Origin of the sequence: Vibrio sp. ZOR0018 (assembly GCF_963865925.1) — a bacterium.
In the GTDB taxonomy this organism is placed as follows: domain Bacteria; phylum Pseudomonadota; class Gammaproteobacteria; order Enterobacterales; family Vibrionaceae; genus Vibrio; species Vibrio anguillarum.
This window is the reverse complement of record NZ_CAWMCN010000099.1, coordinates 69,893-88,132: the sequence shown is the minus strand read 5'-3', so window position 1 is coordinate 88,132 and position 18,240 is coordinate 69,893. Positions and strand designations below refer to the sequence as shown.

General features: G+C 45.2%; 17 protein-coding genes. 14 read left to right on the top strand and 3 right to left on the bottom strand.

Annotated features, from left to right (window positions below):
- Positions 1–77 precede the first annotated feature (77 nt).
- Positions 78–1,550 carry an aminoacyl-histidine dipeptidase gene (locus tag AACR75_RS06875; RefSeq protein ID WP_013856186.1) on the bottom strand — a complete coding sequence of 491 codons (1,473 nt, stop codon included), beginning with the start codon at positions 1,548–1,550 and terminating at the stop codon, positions 78–80.
- A gap of 892 nt (positions 1,551–2,442) precedes the next feature.
- On the opposite strand from AACR75_RS06875, the gene AACR75_RS06870 reads away from it, so the two are divergent.
- The 14 genes from AACR75_RS06870 to pgpA all read left to right on the top strand — a co-directional run bounded on the left by AACR75_RS06870 (position 2,443) and on the right by pgpA (position 14,879).
- Complete coding sequence (locus tag AACR75_RS06870; RefSeq protein WP_019282317.1) at positions 2,443–3,738, top strand: NCS2 family permease; 1,296 nt, start codon at positions 2,443–2,445, stop codon at positions 3,736–3,738.
- Positions 3,739–3,777: 39 nt separating this feature from the next.
- Complete coding sequence (gene tet(34) / locus AACR75_RS06865) at positions 3,778–4,242, top strand: oxytetracycline resistance phosphoribosyltransferase domain-containing protein Tet(34) (protein WP_010320141.1); 465 nt, start codon at positions 3,778–3,780, stop codon at positions 4,240–4,242.
- A gap of 88 nt (positions 4,243–4,330) precedes the next feature.
- On the top strand, positions 4,331–5,578 hold the full coding sequence (frsA, locus tag AACR75_RS06860) for an esterase FrsA (protein WP_047689297.1): 1,248 nt from the start codon (positions 4,331–4,333) through the stop codon (positions 5,576–5,578).
- A gap of 100 nt (positions 5,579–5,678) precedes the next feature.
- The gene (gene crl / locus AACR75_RS06855) at positions 5,679–6,068 is read left to right on the top strand and encodes a sigma factor-binding protein Crl (protein WP_026028531.1); all 390 of its coding nucleotides are present in this window, start codon (positions 5,679–5,681) and stop codon (positions 6,066–6,068) included.
- 122 nt (positions 6,069–6,190) lie between these two features.
- On the top strand, positions 6,191–7,330 hold the full coding sequence (gene proB, locus AACR75_RS06850; RefSeq protein WP_038148735.1) for a glutamate 5-kinase: 1,140 nt from the start codon (positions 6,191–6,193) through the stop codon (positions 7,328–7,330).
- A gap of 13 nt (positions 7,331–7,343) precedes the next feature.
- Positions 7,344–8,594: a glutamate-5-semialdehyde dehydrogenase gene (locus AACR75_RS06845; protein ID WP_047689294.1), complete on the top strand. Its 1,251-nt coding sequence runs from the start codon at positions 7,344–7,346 to the stop codon at positions 8,592–8,594.
- A 131-nt stretch (positions 8,595–8,725) separates the two neighbouring features.
- Positions 8,726–9,175, top strand: coding sequence for a transcriptional regulator NrdR (nrdR, locus tag AACR75_RS06840; protein WP_010320136.1), 450 nt, complete (start codon positions 8,726–8,728; stop codon positions 9,173–9,175).
- 6 nt (positions 9,176–9,181) lie between these two features.
- The gene (gene ribD / locus AACR75_RS06835) at positions 9,182–10,279 is read left to right on the top strand and encodes a bifunctional diaminohydroxyphosphoribosylaminopyrimidine deaminase/5-amino-6-(5-phosphoribosylamino)uracil reductase RibD (RefSeq protein ID WP_017047324.1); all 1,098 of its coding nucleotides are present in this window, start codon (positions 9,182–9,184) and stop codon (positions 10,277–10,279) included.
- A 1-nt stretch (position 10,280) separates the two neighbouring features.
- Positions 10,281–10,937 (top strand): riboflavin synthase, encoded by a 657-nt coding sequence (locus AACR75_RS06830; protein WP_047689292.1) that lies wholly within the window; start codon positions 10,281–10,283, stop codon positions 10,935–10,937.
- 88 nt (positions 10,938–11,025) lie between these two features.
- Entirely contained in the window at positions 11,026–12,135 is a 1,110-nt protein-coding gene (gene ribBA, locus AACR75_RS06825; RefSeq protein ID WP_013856195.1) for a bifunctional 3,4-dihydroxy-2-butanone-4-phosphate synthase/GTP cyclohydrolase II, read from the top strand.
- Between the two features lie 208 nt (positions 12,136–12,343).
- Positions 12,344–12,814 carry a 6,7-dimethyl-8-ribityllumazine synthase gene (ribH, locus tag AACR75_RS06820; RefSeq protein WP_026027639.1) on the top strand — a complete coding sequence of 157 codons (471 nt, stop codon included), beginning with the start codon at positions 12,344–12,346 and terminating at the stop codon, positions 12,812–12,814.
- Positions 12,814–13,281 (top strand): transcription antitermination factor NusB, encoded by a 468-nt coding sequence (gene nusB, locus AACR75_RS06815; RefSeq protein ID WP_013856197.1) that lies wholly within the window; start codon positions 12,814–12,816, stop codon positions 13,279–13,281. Before ribH ends, nusB begins: the two co-directional genes overlap by 1 nt.
- A 123-nt stretch (positions 13,282–13,404) precedes the next feature.
- Entirely contained in the window at positions 13,405–14,379 is a 975-nt protein-coding gene (thiL, locus tag AACR75_RS06810; RefSeq protein ID WP_197056797.1) for a thiamine-phosphate kinase, read from the top strand.
- Complete coding sequence (gene pgpA, locus AACR75_RS06805) at positions 14,376–14,879, top strand: phosphatidylglycerophosphatase A (protein WP_047689286.1); 504 nt, start codon at positions 14,376–14,378, stop codon at positions 14,877–14,879. The genes thiL and pgpA overlap by 4 nt, the downstream gene beginning before the upstream one ends.
- Before the next feature lie 144 nt (positions 14,880–15,023).
- Here the strand turns inward: pgpA and AACR75_RS06800 are convergent, their stop codons facing one another.
- Positions 15,024–15,407 carry a DUF3461 family protein gene (locus AACR75_RS06800; protein ID WP_026027916.1) on the bottom strand — a complete coding sequence of 128 codons (384 nt, stop codon included), beginning with the start codon at positions 15,405–15,407 and terminating at the stop codon, positions 15,024–15,026.
- A gap of 128 nt (positions 15,408–15,535) precedes the next feature.
- A complete protein-coding gene (gene glnD / locus AACR75_RS06795) occupies positions 15,536–18,160 on the bottom strand; it encodes a bifunctional uridylyltransferase/uridylyl-removing protein GlnD (protein ID WP_047689284.1) in 2,625 nt (874 codons plus the stop codon).
- Between the last annotated feature and the right edge of the window lie 80 nt (positions 18,161–18,240).

Here is an 18,240-nt window from a genome sequence, read left to right as displayed (position 1 = left end):
CCGAATTCCGCTGTCAAAGCAAGATATTCATCAACTTGCTATTACACGCTGGTTGAAGAATTCGACATCAGAGTGGGTTAAACTTTCGCTGGAATATGCTCTAGTAGGGCAACCATTTGCTCCCAGAAAAGGTCGACTGTGTCGATCTTCACTTTCTCATCCGGTGAGTGAGGGAATTTAATGGTTGGGCCAAACGAAACCATATCCATTTCTGGGTACGGTTTTTTGAAAAGACCACATTCTAGACCAGCATGGATCACCATGATATTCGGTTTATGACCGTAAATACCTTGGTACATGTCTCTGAAAATAGCCATGATCTCTGAATCGGCATCTGGTTTCCAGCCCGGATAAGCACCAGTAAAGGCAATTTCCGCATTCGCTAGCTCAGCAACGGATTTGAGCATGCTTTCAACCTGTTGGCGACCTGAATCAATCAGAGAACGAATAAGGCATAACACAGTCACAGAGTTTTCTTGTGTGGTAATCACACCGACGTTCAATGAGGTTTCAACCACGCCTTCAATTTCATCGCTCATCCGGATCACACCGTTTGGACACGCATTTAATGCGGCAATAAAACGTTGTTGATCAACAAGAGCGAAGACATTTTCCGCATTGTCTTGCGGGTTGTTGAAAGTGACAATTCCCGTTTCGACGCGTCCAAGCTCTTCTTTCACTAGCTGGGTATAGGTGCTAAATAGCTCATCCAGTTTTACCCCATTTTCGGCAGGAATGGCCACGGTGACAAACGCTTCTCGAGGAATGGCGTTACGTAGGCTACCACCGCGAAACTCGATCAAACGTAAATCAAGTTCTTGTGCGTGACTAGCAAGAAAGCGAGCCAGTAGCTTGTTAGCATTCCCACGGCCAGTATGGACGTCACACCCAGAGTGACCTCCTTTTAACCCTTTCAAAATCAATTGATGTGTTACGTAACCAGCAGGCATGGCTTGTCGTTGGATATTAAAAGTCATTGCGCCATCAATACCACCAGCACAGCCCATATATACTTCGCCCTCTTGTTCTGAATCAGTATTGAGCAGGATCTCTCCTTCTAACCAACCCGCTTCAAGGCCGAAAGCACCTGTCATACCCGCTTCTTCATCAATCGTCAGCAACACCTCAATAGGACCGTGCTTGAGCTCTTTTGACGCGAGAACAGCCAAACATGCTGCCATACCCATACCGTTATCGGCACCTAAAGTGGTTCCTTTGGCTGTTACCCATTCGCCATCGATATACGGTTGGATAGGATCCTTAGCAAAGTCGTGCTGCGTGTCTTCGTTTTTTTGCGGCACCATATCAATATGAGCTTGTAGAACCACACCTTTCTTATGTTCCATGCCAGCTGTCGCTGGTTTTTTTATGAAAACGTTGCCGGTTGGATCTCGGCGTACCGCTAAACCCTGCTCTGTCGCCCACTGGATGATGTGTTGGGCTAAGGCTTCTTCATGCTTAGACGGGTGAGGAATGGAACAGATTTTATCGAAAAATTGCCATACGGGTGCCGATGACAATTTACTGATTTCAGAATAGAACTCAGACACGGAATACTCCTTTTATTCGAGCTTGCCAGATCATGAACAGGCGAAATGTTTCTTTGGTAGCGATATCGACTAGATCTGAGCATGACTTGTAGTGGTGGACAGCATACCACTCTCGACAATCAGCGAGTAGCCTCACCGCTTGAGAATTGTTTTATTGGTGTCACATTAAATCGACTGTAGCGTATAGAAGAGATGACACAATCGGCGATGAGATTCTTCCCCTTACCGCCTAATAATCATTTTTTGCTGATATTTGTGTAATTTAATTACCTAAATCTGTTGATGCAGATCATTAAAATAAAATTATGTGATTTTTATCACGCTAAATATTGTAATTTAATTTCTTGGTGGTATATTTGTAACCAACTTCGAAAGCGAAGAAAAAATGCTCAAAGGATGAGTCCGTTTATCGCCTCCATGGAACCGAGAAATCAAATTTATGTTCAATTGATTTTATAAGGTGATAGTTATGAAAGGTTTACCATCAGCAATGTTCTGGACAAACAAGTCTGTTTACACTGGCAACTTTGCTTACCCAACAAGCTTTGGTTATTAAGACTTTAAGCATGTTATTTGAACTGTATGTTCACCCCCTAGATATTGGAATTTTTTTGTAGTCAGTTTGGCTAAAATGATTCGCCGCCACCTCAGATGAGGTGGCGTTTTTTTATCTCAATGTTCAGCACTTCCTTTACGGCTACGGCTCAACGGCAACACGATATGGAAATCCGCTTTTTCTTTTTGAAGAAATGAAGCGCGACTAGGTTCATAAGCCATTAATAAAAGCATATTACAGCCTTAATTCTATCTGGAATTTGTGATCTGATCTCTCTATAATCCACAGCCAATCGATTACGCAACCGTTTACTTTTTACCCTTATAGGACTCGATCATGCTCGAAAGGCTATTTAAACTTAGTGAATATGGCACAAACGTGCGCACTGAGGTTATCGCAGGAATAACGACATTTCTCACGATGGCATACATTATCTTTGTTAACCCTGCGATCTTAGCGGATGCCGGCATGGACCGTGGTGCAGTATTTGTTGCTACGTGTCTTGCGGCGGCTATTGGCTGTTTCATCATGGGCTTTGTCGCCAACTACCCAATTGCGCAGGCTCCGGGTATGGGGTTAAACGCATTTTTTACTTACGCCGTTGTGCTCGGCATGGGATATACATGGCAAGTTGCGCTGGCGGCGGTATTCGTTTCTGGTGTGCTGTTCATTTTTCTTAGTATCTTTAAAATCCGTGAGTGGATCATCGGTTCGATCCCGATGTCATTACGAACGGGGATCTCGGCCGGTATTGGACTTTTTCTTGCCTTTATTGCCCTAAAAAATGCAGGTATTGTGGTTGATAACCCTGCAACTTTGGTTTCTGTCGGCGCAATTACTTCTCTTCCTGCTGTGCTCGGTGCGATAGGTTTCTTCCTGACGATTGCTTTGGTTCATCGTGGTTTAAAGGGTGCCGTAATGATCGCGATTCTTGCGGTTACTGGCCTTGGTTTAGTGTTTGGTGACGTTCAGTGGCATGGCATTATGTCGGCACCACCAAGTATTGCGCCAACTTTTTTGCAGCTTGATTTCTCCGCCATTTTTGAAGTGGGTATGATCTCAGTGGTGTTTGCGTTTCTGTTTGTCGATCTATTTGACACGGCTGGCACCTTAGTTGGCGTGGCGCAAAAAGCAGATTTGATTGGTAAAGATGGTAAAATTCCACGTCTAAATAAAGCATTGCTTGCCGATTCTACCGCTACGTCAGTCGGTGCCCTGCTAGGTACATCAAACACAACCTCTTACATTGAAAGTGTGGCGGGTGTTGCTGCTGGCGGGCGCACAGGGCTGACTGCAGTCGTTGTTGGCATTTTGTTCTTACTTGCATTATTCTTCTCGCCATTAGCTGGAATGATCCCTGCGTACGCTACGTCTGGTGCATTATTTTACGTGGCAATTTTGATGCTTTCTGGTTTGGTCAGTATTGATTGGCGCGATTTAACAGAAGCGGCTCCTGTCGTCGTTACCTGTTTATTAATGCCGCTGACATTCTCTATCGCAGAAGGTATTTCTCTTGGTTTCATTGCTTATGCGGCTATCAAACTATTTAGTGGCAAAGGGCGCAGTGTATCGATGAGTGTGTGGGTGATGTCAGCCATCTTCATCTTTAAGTATATCGCCTCTGCAATGTAATGAACGACACAGATTATTTAAATAATTAGGTTTACAACAATGAGCAATAAATTCGTTATCACTTGGGACAACATGCAGACTTACTGTCGTCAATTGGCAGAAAAACAGATGCCTGCAGAGCAATGGAAAGGTATTTGGGCAGTGAGCCGTGGTGGTCTGGTTCCTGGTGCCATATTGGCGCGAGAATTAGGTATTCGCCATGTCGATACGATTTGCATTTCAAGTTACGATCATGATCACCAGCGTGACATGACAGTGATCAAAGCACCTGAAGGTGACGGCGAAGGTTTCTTAATTGTTGAAGATTTGGTCGATAGTGGTGATACCGCACGTAAGCTACGTGAAATGTATCCTAAAGCGAAATTGATTGCGGTGTGTGCGAAGCCTTCTGGCGTAAGCTTGTTAGATGATTATGTTGTGGATATTGCTCAAGATACGTGGATTGAGCAGCCATGGGATATGACGATTCAATACGCAGAACCGATTAACCGTAAACAAAAGTAATGCTTTTCTTGCGTTTATTTGAAAATGGCCCTTTATCGGGCCATTTTTTTTATTACTATTAGAGCACCGCTCTCAATTGAATCGACTTATGTCTGAATCTAACAGCCAAAATCTTTCTGAAACCTTGTTCCAGAAACACAAGCAAGCTCAAGAAACCTCGGCATTAATTCGCTATATGCCAAGTAGCCAAGAAATTTTGGATCTTAAAAAACAACAAGAAGGGTACGTTTGGTATCGAAATCTCAGGCGTTTACAGTGGATATGGCAAGGTGTTGATCCTGTAGAGCAAGAAGAAGTTCTCGCCCGCATTGCCTCTTCGAAACATTCGCGAACCGAAGCGGATTGGTTAGATACGGTTATGGGCTATCACAGTGGTAACTGGGCATACGAGTGGACTAAGCTGGGGATGCGTCACCAAAAGCGCGCTAATGACAAGCAAGACGAAGAGGCAGCCAATGAACTTTTTTCCGCGTCGCTCTGCTTTAGCATTGCTGGTTATCCGCATCTAAAAAATGATAATTTATCCTTGCAGGCGCAGATACTGTCAAACAGCGCTTATAACGAAGCGGCCAAATTGACTCGTTATGTGATTAAGCAAGTTGAAGTACCCTATAAGAACAAAAAAATAGTCGCTAATTTGCATTTGCCCAATACCGATAGGCCTCATCCGGTCGTTTTGGTTAGCGCCGGTTTAGACAGTTTGCAGACGGATATGTGGCGTTTGTTTAGAGATTATCTCGCGCCTAGAGATATTGCGATGTTAACCATTGATATGCCCTCTATAGGTCATAGCTCCCATTGGCCTTTAACTGAAGATTCTTCATGTCTGCATCAAGCCGTACTCAATGAACTGGAAAGCTTGCCTTGGGTTGATCATCGAAAAGTGGGGCTTGTTGGATTTCGATTTGGTGGTAACTCTATGATCAGGCTCTCTTTTCTAGAGCAAGATAAAATCAAGGCTTGTGTTTCATTAGGGGCACCTATCCACGATATTTTAGCTTCGCCAGAAAAATTGAAAAAAATGCCCAAAATGTATATTGATGTGCTGGCGTCTCGTTTAGGTAAAGACGTGGTGGATATTAATAGCCTTGCTGGGTTGATGCGAGCGTGGTCACTGAAAGTGCAAGGTTTTTTAACCAGTAGGCGAACTAAAGTTCCGATTTTGGCTTTAGGATTAGAAGGTGATCCCATTTCACCCTATTCAGATAATCAATTAGTTGCAATTTTTAGTGAATATGGCAAAGCGAAACAGATAAAAAGCAAAACAATTACACAAGGATATGAGCAATCCCTCGATTTAGCGATAAAGTGGTTAGAAGATGAGCTATTTAGGTGACTTTTCTACTAAATTAGTTAAGCATGATATTGGTATGCGGTAACAAGCATATGATTAATAAAAATAATGATCGTTCTTAACATTGAAATGGAGAGTCAATATGTCAGAAATGACCCACACCCCGACTCATTATCGCTTATTGTCTGCTTTAAAAGCTATTGGACCTTATTTACGAGAAGGCCAATGTCGTGAGGATCACTACTTATTTGATTGCCTTGCGTCTTGCGTTAATGACAAAAAATCCCCAGAAAAACGAGAGTTTTGGGGCTGGTGGCTGGAACTTACTAAGAAAGAATCAGGGTTTGAGGCTAAGTATCATACAGGACGTTACAACTTAGCTGGCACGTGGGATGCCGACGCGATTCCTAAATCCGTATTTTCTGAAGTCAAACGTACCCAAGAAGAGTTTCATGCCAAACTGGTAGCGAGTCTCTATGAGCGCTTTGAATTGAGTGTTGAGATTGCACAAGATTCCGCTGAATTCGTCTGATTTTCGTTATCCCCTTATCCTCGTGATGAAAAAGGTGCTTTTTAGCACCTTTTCTACTTGTGAATTATTGCTTTGATTGCTAAAACATCAGCTCTTATGTGTTTTCCATTTCAGAAGAAATCATGACAACGAATCAACAAAGCGGAAAAGCGGTGCAACTTCAAACAATCGTTGTGAAGCTAGGAACCAGTGTATTAACCGGTGGTACTTTGGCGTTAGATAGAGCTCATATGGTTGAGCTTGTCCGTCAATGTGCTGAACTGAAAAAGCAAGGCCACTCAGTGGTGATTGTATCGTCGGGCGCAATTGCCGCTGGTCGAGAACACTTAGGTTACCCCGCACTCCCCAACGCAATGGCTAGCAAACAGTTGCTTGCTGCGGTTGGGCAGAGTCAACTGATTCAAGCATGGGAATCTCTTTTTGCCATCTATGGGATTAAAATAGGTCAAATGCTACTGACTCGTGCCGATCTAGAAGATCGTGAGCGTTTTTTGAATGCGCGAGATACCATTAATGCTTTGGTCGAGCACGATATTATTCCTGTGGTCAACGAAAACGATGCAGTGGCAACCAGTGAAATCAAAGTGGGCGACAACGACAATTTGTCAGCCTTGGTCGGTATCTTATGTGGTGCCGATAAACTATTGCTGCTCACTGATCAAAAAGGGCTCTTCACCGCAGACCCGCGTAAAGATCCTAACGCTGAACTGATTAAAGAAGTCAAAACCATTGATGATACCTTGCGTAAAATCGCTGGGGGTAGTGGTACCACGCTTGGCACCGGAGGTATGGCAACTAAGCTTCAGGCCGCTGATATTGCTCGTCGTGCAGGGATTGAAGTCATTATCGCCGCAGGGCGTGCCAGCAACGTTATTTTTGACTCTTTAAGTGATGCGCCACAAGGCACCCGTTTCTTGCCATGTACCGAAGCGTTAGAAAACCGCAAACGCTGGATTTTAGCGGGTCCTGCCGCTTCTGGTGACATTGTCATTGATGGCGGAGCCGTCAACGCTGTAGTCGCGAATGGCAGTAGCTTATTAGCGAAAGGGGTAGTGAATGTCAGTGGTACTTTTGCACGTGGTGAAGTGGCGCGAGTAACCGATAAACAAGGCGTATTAATTGCCCGTGGCATCGCCGCTTATTCCAGCCAAGACTTAGCCAAAATCGCGGGCAAACACAGCAAAGATATCGGAGGCATTTTAGGTTACGATTATGGCTCAGAAGTCATTCATCGCGATGATCTTGTTGTGATCCAAGAATAGTAAGGAAAAGAAAGTGGATTTAACCATAATGGGTAAAGCCGCCAAACAGGCCGCTTTCCAGCTCGCTACCGTTTCAACGACACAAAAAAACAATGCATTAGCGATCATTGCCGATGAACTGGAGGCGCAGAGCGTCGCGATTTTAAAAGCGAATGCTCAAGATATCGAACTGGCCCGCCAAGCCGGGTTGAACGATGCCATGCTTGATCGCCTATTGCTCAATGAATCACGCCTGCAAGCCATTGCTAATGACGTGCGTAATGTGATTAATCTCAATGACCCTGTCGGTAGTGAAATCGATAGCCGAGTGCTTGAAAACGGATTGTCATTGTCTCGCCGCCGAGTACCGTTAGGTGTGGTGGGCGTTATTTATGAAGCGCGTCCGAATGTAACCATTGATATTGCAGCATTGTGTTTAAAAACGGGTAACGCCAGTATTTTACGGGGAGGGAAAGAGACCTTTTTCTCCAATATGGCGCTAGTCAACGTTATTCAATCGGCGCTAGAAAAAGCACAACTACCAGCGGCTGCGGTGCAGTATATTGAAAAACCGGATCGCGAACTGGTTTCACAGCTGCTCAAGCTGGATGAATATGTTGATATGATCATTCCGCGCGGCGGCGCTAGCCTACATAAAATGTGCAAAGAAAACAGCACCATTCCAGTGATTATTGGTGGTTTTGGCATTAGCCATATTTTTGTTGACCAATCGGCGGATCTGGACAAATCAGTCGAGGTAATTGAAAACGCCAAAATTCAGCGCCCTTCTGCGTGCAACGCACTGGATACTTTGCTGGTTCATCAAGCGATTGCCAGTGAATTTTTGGCAAAACTGGTGCTACGACTTAATGATCAAGTGACCTTCGTTGTAGAGCCAAAAGCCCAAACCTGCATGAGCCATGCGAAACAGTTGAGAGAGGCCGTTGAAGGCGATTTTGACACCGAATGGCTAAGTTACACTTTGGGCGTCAAAGTGGTCGATGACGTGCAGCAAGCGATTGAACATATGCGTGAACACAATGCAAGCCATTCGGATGCGATCATGACAAATGACCTATTTAATGCAGAGCTGTTTATTAATTCCGCGGGCTCTGCTGCAGTGTATGTCAATGCTTCGACGCGTTTTACCGATGGGGCTCAATTTGGTTTAGGTGCTGAAGTGGCCGTTTCGACCCAAAAATTGCACGCTCGCGGGCCGATGGGCTTAGAAGAGTTGACCAGTTACAAGTGGGTTGGCAAAGCCAATTACTTATCACGTCGTTGAGTTCTTTTCGTTATGGATAACGCAAAGTGTGGTTGTTAACAAAATAGAGATTGAAAAGGGGCTGATGCCCCTTTTGCGTTCAACTTGCGTACTAATTCCGGTACACTGATGCTCATTGCTATGGAGGTGATATGCATTGTCCTTTTTGTTCAGAGAACGATACCAAAGTGATTGATTCTCGTCTTGTCGCTGATGGCCATCAAGTGCGCCGTCGCCGTCAATGTTTGGCATGTAATGAACGTTTTACCACGTTTGAATCGGCCGAGCTCTTGATGCCAAGAGTCATCAAATCAAATGGAAATCGTGAACCGTTTAACGAAGATAAAATGGTCGGTGGTATACAGCGAGCATTAGAAAAACGCCCCGTCAGCGCCGATGCGATTGAGCTTGCAATCAGTATGATTAAATCTCAGTTGCGAGCTACTGGTGAGCGAGAAGTCCCAAGTAAAATGATTGGTAACTTGGTGATGGAGCAGCTCAAAGTACTCGATAAAGTCGCTTACATCCGCTTTGCCTCCGTGTATCGTAGTTTTGAAGATATTCGTGAGTTTGGTGAAGAAATCGCGAAGCTGGAAGATTAATCGCTTATGTTTACTCCTTTTGATTATCAAATGATGTCGCGAGCCATTGAGCTTGCCAAAGGTGGCGTTTTTACCACTCAACCTAACCCCAATGTCGGCTGCGTGATCACTCAAGGTGAGCAGATTGTTGGTGAAGGTTTTCATGTTCGTGCTGGTGAGCCGCATGCCGAAGTGCACGCCTTACGCATGGCAAACGAGCAAGCGCAAGGCGCTACCGCTTATGTCACTTTAGAGCCTTGCTCGCATCATGGCCGTACACCGCCTTGCGCTGAAGGCTTGATTAACGCCAAAGTGGCGAAAGTGATTTGCGCAATGCAAGATCCGAATCCTCAAGTCGCTGGGCGTGGTATTCAAATGCTGCGTGACGCTGGGATTGAAGTCGAAGTCGGTTTGTTAGAAGCGGATGCCATCGCGCTCAATCCGGGTTTTATTAAACGCATGACAAGTGGGATGCCCTTTGTCCAATTGAAAATGGCCGCAAGTCTTGATGGACAAACGGCACTCAATAATGGTCAGAGTCAATGGATCACTTCAGCGGCCGCGCGGCGAGATGTGCAAAAATTTCGCGCCAAAGCGGGTGGGATTTTATCGACCAGCAAAACAGTGATTGAAGATGATGCTTCATTGACTGTGCGTTGGGATGAACTGCCTCCATCAGTGCAAGTGAACTACCCACAACATCAGTTACGCCAACCAGTGCGAGTCATTCTTGACAGGCAAAACCAACTCCATGATGGTCTAAAGCTGTATCAACATTCCGGTGAAGTATTGGTGCTTGGCACTGAACATACGTCATTGCTCAATAGCAACCAGACACAATTTGAGTTAGCGGATACCTTAGCTTATTTAGCTGAGCAGTCACAAATGAATCATCTCTGGGTAGAAGCTGGTGCCACACTGGCTCGTTCACTGATCCAAGCCCAATTGGTCGATGAGATCATTTTGTACTTAGCGCCTAAAATCATGGGTAGTGATGGTCGGGGGCTATTTGGTGCTTTGGGGCTATCTTCCATGGCGGATACGCTAGAGTTAATCATCAAAGATGTACGACAAGTTGGGCCGGATATTCGGATCATTGCCGTACCTAAAATAAAAGATAAATAGCATGTTTACAGGAATTATCGAGGCGGTAGGTACACTTGCCGCGATTACGCCCAAAGGTGAAGACATCAGCGTGACCGTGAAAGTCGGTCATCTTGATATGAGCGATGTCAAACTTGGTGACAGTATTGCCACAAATGGTGTCTGTTTGACCGTGGTAGATTATAACAGCACTCAATATACAGCGGATCTCTCACTAGAAACGCTCAACAAAACCGGGTTTGCTCACTATCAAGTTGGTGACAAGGTCAACCTAGAAAAAGCCATGTTGCCGACCACTCGTTTTGGTGGACACATTGTTTCTGGGCACGTTGACTGTGTTGGTGAAATCATTGAACGAAATCCTGTTGGTCGTTCGATAGAGTTTTGGGTAGCGATCCCACCGGCATTGAATAAATACGTGGCTGAAAAAGGCTCAATTACAGTAGATGGTATCAGCCTCACTGTGAATGATTTAAGAAAGAATGCCTTTAAGCTGACCATAGTGCCTCACACTTCTGCCGAAACGACCATTGATGCGTTTCATGTTGGGCGTAAAGTGAATTTGGAAGTGGATGTGCTCGCGCGTTATATGGAGCGTTTGCTGCAAAACCAGCAAGATGAAGAGACACCAGAGTCGAAAATTAGCTTAGCATTTTTACAACAAAATGGTTTTGCGTAAACCGCGTATTGTCCCATGCCACCACGGTCGTGGATAAATCTAAGTCAGGGACTGTGCGGAAAATAGTTCAGCGATAGGAAAATAGAGTATGCCAATAAGTACCCCGCAAGAGATCATTGAAGATATTCGTCTTGGGAAAATGGTCATTTTAATGGATGACGAAGATCGTGAGAACGAAGGTGACTTGATCATGGCCGCCGAGCACGTTACTCCTGAAGCGATTAATTTTATGGCTAAATTTGGTCGTGGCCTGATCTGCTTAACCATGACTAAAGCTCGTTGTCAGCGTTTAGGCTTGGCTCCTATGGTGCAGGATAATAATGCTCAATACACCACCAATTTTACCGTCTCGATTGAAGCGGCCGAAGGCGTAACCACCGGCATTTCAGCGGCCGATCGCGCCGTGACGGTACAAGCTGCGGTGGCGAAAGAGGCGAAAGCTTCAGACTTAGTGCAACCTGGGCACATTTTCCCACTGGCTGCGCAAGAGGGGGGCGTTTTAACTCGCGCTGGGCATACGGAAGCCGGTTGTGATTTGGCGCGCCTTGCGGGATTAGAGCCCGCCTCTGTGATCGTCGAAATTTTAAATGATGATGGCACCATGGCGCGTCGCCCTGATCTTGAAGTGTTTGCCGAGCAACATGGTTTAAAACTCGGTACGATTGCTGATCTGATTGAATATCGTAATAACACAGAAACGACCATTGAGCGTGTTGCACAGTGCAAGTTGCCGACAGAATACGGTGAATTTGAACTGATCACTTACCGCGACGTGATTGATAATCAGATCCATTACGCATTGCAAAAAGGAACATTGGATGGTCAAGCGCCATTGGTGCGAGTTCATCTGCACGATACCTTTACCGATTTGCTGCGCAGTGATCGCAATGCTGAACGCAGTTGGACTTTAGATAAAGCGATGCAGCGTATCGGCCAAGAGGGCGGCGTATTGGTCATTTTAGGTAATGAAGAGTCGAGCGACTTATTGATCCATCGCGTTAAAATGTTTGAGCAACAAGACAAAGGCCAAGCGCCTACTTTAGCGAAAAAACAAGGTACTTCACGCCGTGTGGGGATTGGTTCACAAATTCTGGCGGATTTAGGTGTTCGTGACATGCGTTTACTCTCTTCAGCCAATAAAAAGTATCACGCTTTAGGCGGTTTCGGCTTGAATGTGACTGAGTATGTTTGCCAATAACGTCATCTCGTTTTAGCGCTTAGAACCTAACGTCACATTTAAAAATACACCGTAATAAAACCAATAAAGGAAGCCCAACGCTTCCTTTATTATTTCGCTGATTAGCCGCTTGGTTTGCCGTCTAAGCCGAATTTCCATTAGATATTGCTCACAAAATTGTGCTAGAATCCGGCGATTCTCACTTGTGTATATAGTTAAAGGAAGGCTTATGAAAGTGATCGAGGGTGGTTTCCCCGCACCAAATGCAAAAATTGCTATCGTTATTTCTCGTTTCAACAGTTTTATTAACGAAAGCCTGCTTTCTGGTGCAATCGATACTTTAAAGCGTCACGGACAAGTTAGCGATGACAATATTACTGTTGTTCGCTGCCCTGGTGCTGTCGAATTACCTCTTACTGCTCAACGCGTAGCAAAAACGGGTAAATACGACGCTATCGTGTCTCTTGGCACTGTGATTCGTGGCGGTACGCCACACTTTGATTATGTGTGCAGTGAATGCAATAAAGGTTTGGCGCAAGTGTCTCTGGAATACAGCCTTCCAGTGGCATTTGGTGTTCTAACTGTTGATACCATCGATCAAGCCATTGAACGCGCGGGAACCAAGGCTGGTAACAAAGGTGCAGAAGCTGCACTAAGCGCGCTTGAGATGATTAACGTTCTTTCAGAAATCGATTCCTAATGGGGGCCAGTGTGAAACCAGCCGCACGTCGTAATGCACGTCAATTTGCGCTACAAGCAATTTATTCTTGGCAAATTACAAAAGAAAATGTTGCCACTATCGAAGAGCAATTCCTCTCGGGTGGTAAGTATGATGAAGAAGAGCATCATGCTGCTGAGCCAGCGTTAGCGGCTCCAGAAACCGACGTTGCATATTTCCGTGATCTACTCACGGGTGTAGTGCTAAGCCACACAGAGCTAGATAGCAAATTGCGTCCTTTCGTGTCTCGTCCAATGCAAGACTTAGACATGATGGAATTGGCGTTACTTCGTTTAGCCATGTACGAAATGACTCGTCGCGATGATGTGCCATATAAAGTGGTCATCAATGAGGCGATTGAGTTAGCAAAGGTATTTGCTGCTGAAGATAGCCATAAATTTGTGAATGGCGTGCTTGATAAAGCCGCCCCACATGTACGCAAAAAATAATAAGTCGTTTTAAAATAAAAGGTCAGCATTCGCTGACCTTTTTTATGACGGATCTTTCTCCGCGAAAGCCCTAAGCGATGAGAAATGATGTACATAATAAAAACTCAGGGCAGGGAATTTTTTATGTTCGGTGAATTCAATTTAATCGATACCTATTTCTCTAACCGTCAGTCACAACGTAAAGATGTCTCTCTTGCTCTAGGAGATGATTGTGCATTGGTCAAAGCACCAGAAAATGTTCGGATCGCCATCAGTACCGACACCTTAGTCGCAGGCACTCATTTTTTAACCGATGCGAATCCGGCTTGGGTGGCTCATAAAGCATTGTCATCTAACATCAGTGATCTGGCTGCGATGGGGGCAACGCCTGCTTGGGTATCGCTCGCACTCACTCTACCTAGTGTCGATGAAGCATGGCTAAAACCCTTTTGTGATGCTTTTTTCGAACTTGCGAATTACTACAATATTCAGCTAATTGGTGGAGATACAACCAAAGGACCACTGAGCATTACCTTGACAGTACAAGGTTTTGTGCCACAAGAATTGGCGCTGCTGCGCAGTGGAGCCAAAGTGGGAGATTGGGTTTACGTCACTGGCGAGCTTGGTGATAGCCAAGCAGGGCTCGATGTGATTCTTGACCCAAACTTACGCCATAAACCTTTTGCCCAAGAGCTTGAAAAGCGTCACTATCTCTCAACGCCAAGAATTCTTGCTGGCCAAGCATTGCTTCATTTGGCTTCTTCTGCAATTGATATTTCCGATGGTTTGGTGTCTGATCTCAAGCATATTTTGCATCGTTCAAATGTTGGGGTGAGTTTAGATGTCGGTGCGTTGCCTATTTCGCAAGAGCTGTTGCAGTTTGTGGGCGAGAGACAAATAGCACAGCAATATGCACTAACCAGCGGTGAAGAGTATGAGTTGTGTTTCACTGTTCCAGAGCATAACCGAGGTTCCATCGAAAGTGCGCTTGCTCATTGCGGTTGTAAGGTGAGTTGCATTGGCCAAATTCGCCCACAGGGTATTTTTGAGCTCCAGCATCAAGGAAAAAAACTCAATTGGCAGTTAAGCGGCTATGATCATTTTAAGGTGAACGGATGACAAACCCTATCGCATTAATCTCATTAAAGAACCCTTGGCATCTTTTGGCCACGGGTTTTGGCAGTGGCCTATCGCCTATCGTGCCCGGCACAATGGGAACGCTTGCCTCAGTGCCTTTTTATTTGCTGTTAGTGCAGCTACCTATCACAGTGTATTGTGCCGTGGTTGTGCTGGCTTGCTTGGTGGGCGTGAAAATTTGCCAAGTGACTTCTGACGACATGAAAGTGCATGACCACGGTTCGATTGTGTGGGATGAATTTGCCGGTTTTTGGATAACAATGCTAGTCGTGCCACTGTTTGAATTGCCCAGTTTAGATTGGAAATGGCTGGTGGCTGGATTCGTGCTGTTTCGCTTTTTCGATATGCTCAAACCGTGGCCGATCAGTTGGTTAGATAAACGAGTGCATGGTGGTTTGGGGATTATGCTCGATGATATCGTGGCAGGTGTTGTATCCGCGATTGCGCTGTATTGGGTCGGCTTTTGGGCGGGTTGGTTATAACATGGTCAGCGTTCAATATTGATTGACGGCTTATACTTAGTAATAAAAAAGGTTCCTTTGGGAACCTTTTTTGTCAGTGAAGAGTTATCTGAAACAGGGTTATTCGATGTTCTGGGTATCTAAAGTTACTTTACCGTCTTGAGACTATTTTAGCTTCTCTAAGTCAGCTTCAATTTCAGCGATTTTGCTCGTGACCACTTTTTCCAAATGGCGCAAGTCAGTCAATATTTTTTGCTTCAGATCGAGATCACTCATAGGAATCGGCTTAGTGATTTTATTTAGTTCATCAATTACCAAGGTTAAATTACGGTTAATCTCCGTCACCTCTTTGTATTGATGGCTGCCGCTATCGACCAATACATTTTTTACTTGTCGAGGGTATTTAAATTTCACGCTTTTAGCGAACAGCTCGCCTTTCTGCTTATGAAAGTAAATCTTCAACACATCTTTATGGGCTTCTTGACGAAGTGAATAGCGCTCAATCTGTTTAGGATCTTGAATGCCTAAACCGGTGAGGTAGGGATACATAGGCAACCTCTATTGTATTTTGTGACACATCAATGAACCATTTCAATGTAGCAGTCCATGCTCGCCCGAGATAGTTCATCGTGATATCAATGGTTCAAGTTGTGGACCAGATCGCTTTCCTTTTCCGTTTAATTTGGCGCGAGTTCAGAAACATTTTTAATCAGCATTTCACGTAACGTGCACTCTTCTTCTTCACTCAATTTTCCGCCTTGTGAACCGGTGAGAATAAACAAGTCTTCTGCTCGTTCGCCAATGGTGGTGATTTTTGCACCATGCAGGTTAATGTTTAAGTCAGCAAATGTGGCTCCGACCGTTGCTAGCAGTCCCGGAGTATCAAGTGCGACTAATTCCATTAAGGTTCGTTTATTGCTTTTGGTGGGTAAAAAATCGACTTTAGTTTTGACTTTAAAATGTTGCAAGTTACGTGGCGTGCGGCGCAATTTCAGTTTGTTCTGCCAACCCGTTTCTAGCCCACTGAGTAGGTGTTTGATCAACGATGGGTGACACTCTTCGTCAATTGCATGGCCGTTTTGATCCAGTACCATGAAGGTATCAAGGACGTAGCCATCTTTACTCGACATGATCTGCGCATCATGAACATTGAGATTTCGGCGGTCCAGTTCAGCAACCACAGTCGCAAAGAGGGCGGGTTGATCTTTAGTGTAAACAAACAATTCAGTGCCGCCACGAGTGGCTTTTTTGCTCATCAGGATCAGCGGTTGGCTTGGGTCGCTATGTTTGAGTAGGTGCTCACAATGCCAAGCGATCTGCTTGTGAGTGTGACGCAAAAAGTAATCGGCTTTAAAGCGTTGCCAAAGCACTTCAATTTCGCGTGCGCTGTAGCCTTCTTTACGAAGCAATGCGGATGCCATTTGTTGGTTGTGGCGAATGCGATCGCGCACATCTACCGGGTTTTCAAGCCCACGCCTAAGTGCCCGCTGTGTTGAGTGATATAGCTCTGCCAGCAAGGTGCGTTTCCAACTGTTCCAAAGCTCAGGGTTAGTAGCGCAGATGTCCGCGACAGTCAGGCAAACAAGATGTTCGAGATACTCTTCATCGCGCACTTTTTTGGCAAATTCGGTAATGACATCTGGGTCGTAAATGTCGCGTCTTTGCGCCGTTACCGACATCAAGAGGTGGTTTTGTACCAGCCAAGAGACTAATTTTGCTTCAGGCTTTGATAAACCGTGTTCAATACAAAAATCATAGGCTTCTACCGCACCGATTTCAGAGTGATCGCCGCCACGCCCTTTGGCAATGTCGTGAAAAATAGCGGCCAGAATCAGCATCTCCTTTTTCTGGAGACGTGGGTAAACTTCGCAACAGATGGGGTGTTTATCGTGATTTTGTGCGTAGCTAAAGGTATTGATGTGTTTGAGAAGACGAATGCTGTGTTCATCGACCGTATAAACATGGAATAGGTCGAACTGCATTTGTCCAACAATTTGGCTCCATTGGGGAAGATAAGCGGCGAGCACGCCTAATTTATGCATCAGGCTGAACGCACGATGTAGTGCGTTAGGGTGACGTACCAATGCCATGAATTTCTCACGCGCTTCGGGAATGGTGTGCAGGAATTTATTGAGCCGCCTTCTGGCTGTACGCAACTGGCGCATGGTTGTGGGTGCGACGCTTTCGATGCTGGAATCATTGGCGATATGAATAAACATATCTAAGATCGTTTCAGGGCGAGCTTGGAAAAGCGCGGGTTTACGAGCTTCTATTAAGTTGCCACGACGTTGAAAATCATCATCTAAAATTTCTGCCACAGCTTCTTCGCCGTTATTGAGTATGGCTTGATCAAACAGACGCAGGAGCATTTTGTTGAGTTCCGCAACACGACGTAGCGTACGGTAGAACTCTTTCATCATCATCTCGACTGCGCGATTCCCTTCACCAGTAAAGCCCAGATGTTCTGCCACTTGAGCTTGATGAGCAAAAATAAGCCGATTGTCATAGCGTTTTAATTCAATGTGCAGCGCAAAGCGCACGCGCCATAAAAAGTCTTGGCACTCTACTAGCTCACGATATTCAGCATCAGTTAAAAAACCAAAACGACTCATTTCAAGCAGTGATGTTGCACCAAAGTGGCGTCTAGCCACCCAGCTTAAAGTATGAATGTCCCTTAAGCCTCCAGGAGTCGATTTGATATCGGGTTCAAGGTTATAAGTGGTGTCATGGTAACGAGCGTGTCGGTCGCGCTGCTCTTGAATTTTGGCGCGGTAAAAGGTTTCGCTTGGCCAAAACGATTCGGAATGAATCAACATCTTGAGTTTATAAAATGTCTCTTCGCTACCACATAATAACCGAGCTTCTTGTAAGTTTGTTGCGACGGTTAAATCTTCACGGCCAATTTCAGCGCACTGCTGCACGGTACGCACGGCATGACCCACTTCTAAACGCAAATCCCACAACAAGGTAATGAATTCGCTAATTTTACTGCCGAGTTCAGCGGGTAAAGTATGATTGGAGACGACCAGAATATCGATGTCCGAAAGAGGATGAAGTTCACCGCGGCCATAGCCTCCGACGGCCACTAAACTGATGTCTGGAACCTGCGAAAATGAATAATGTTCCCATAACCTGTAGAGCAGTTGATCCATATATTCAGAGCGGCCTAATACCAAGTCGTTGACCGGATGGTGGTGCAAAAATTGATGTTTCTGATGCTGAGTGAACTGTTCAAGTTGTTGTTTAAGCTCGCCGATAGTGAGTTGTGTGTCAGTAAAGGTGAGGGGAGACTGAAAAGGCATAACGGCAATCCATGCTAGTGATATGTCACAACGTAGACTGACTGTATCAAATCACTGCAGATAAAAAAATATCCCTGCAA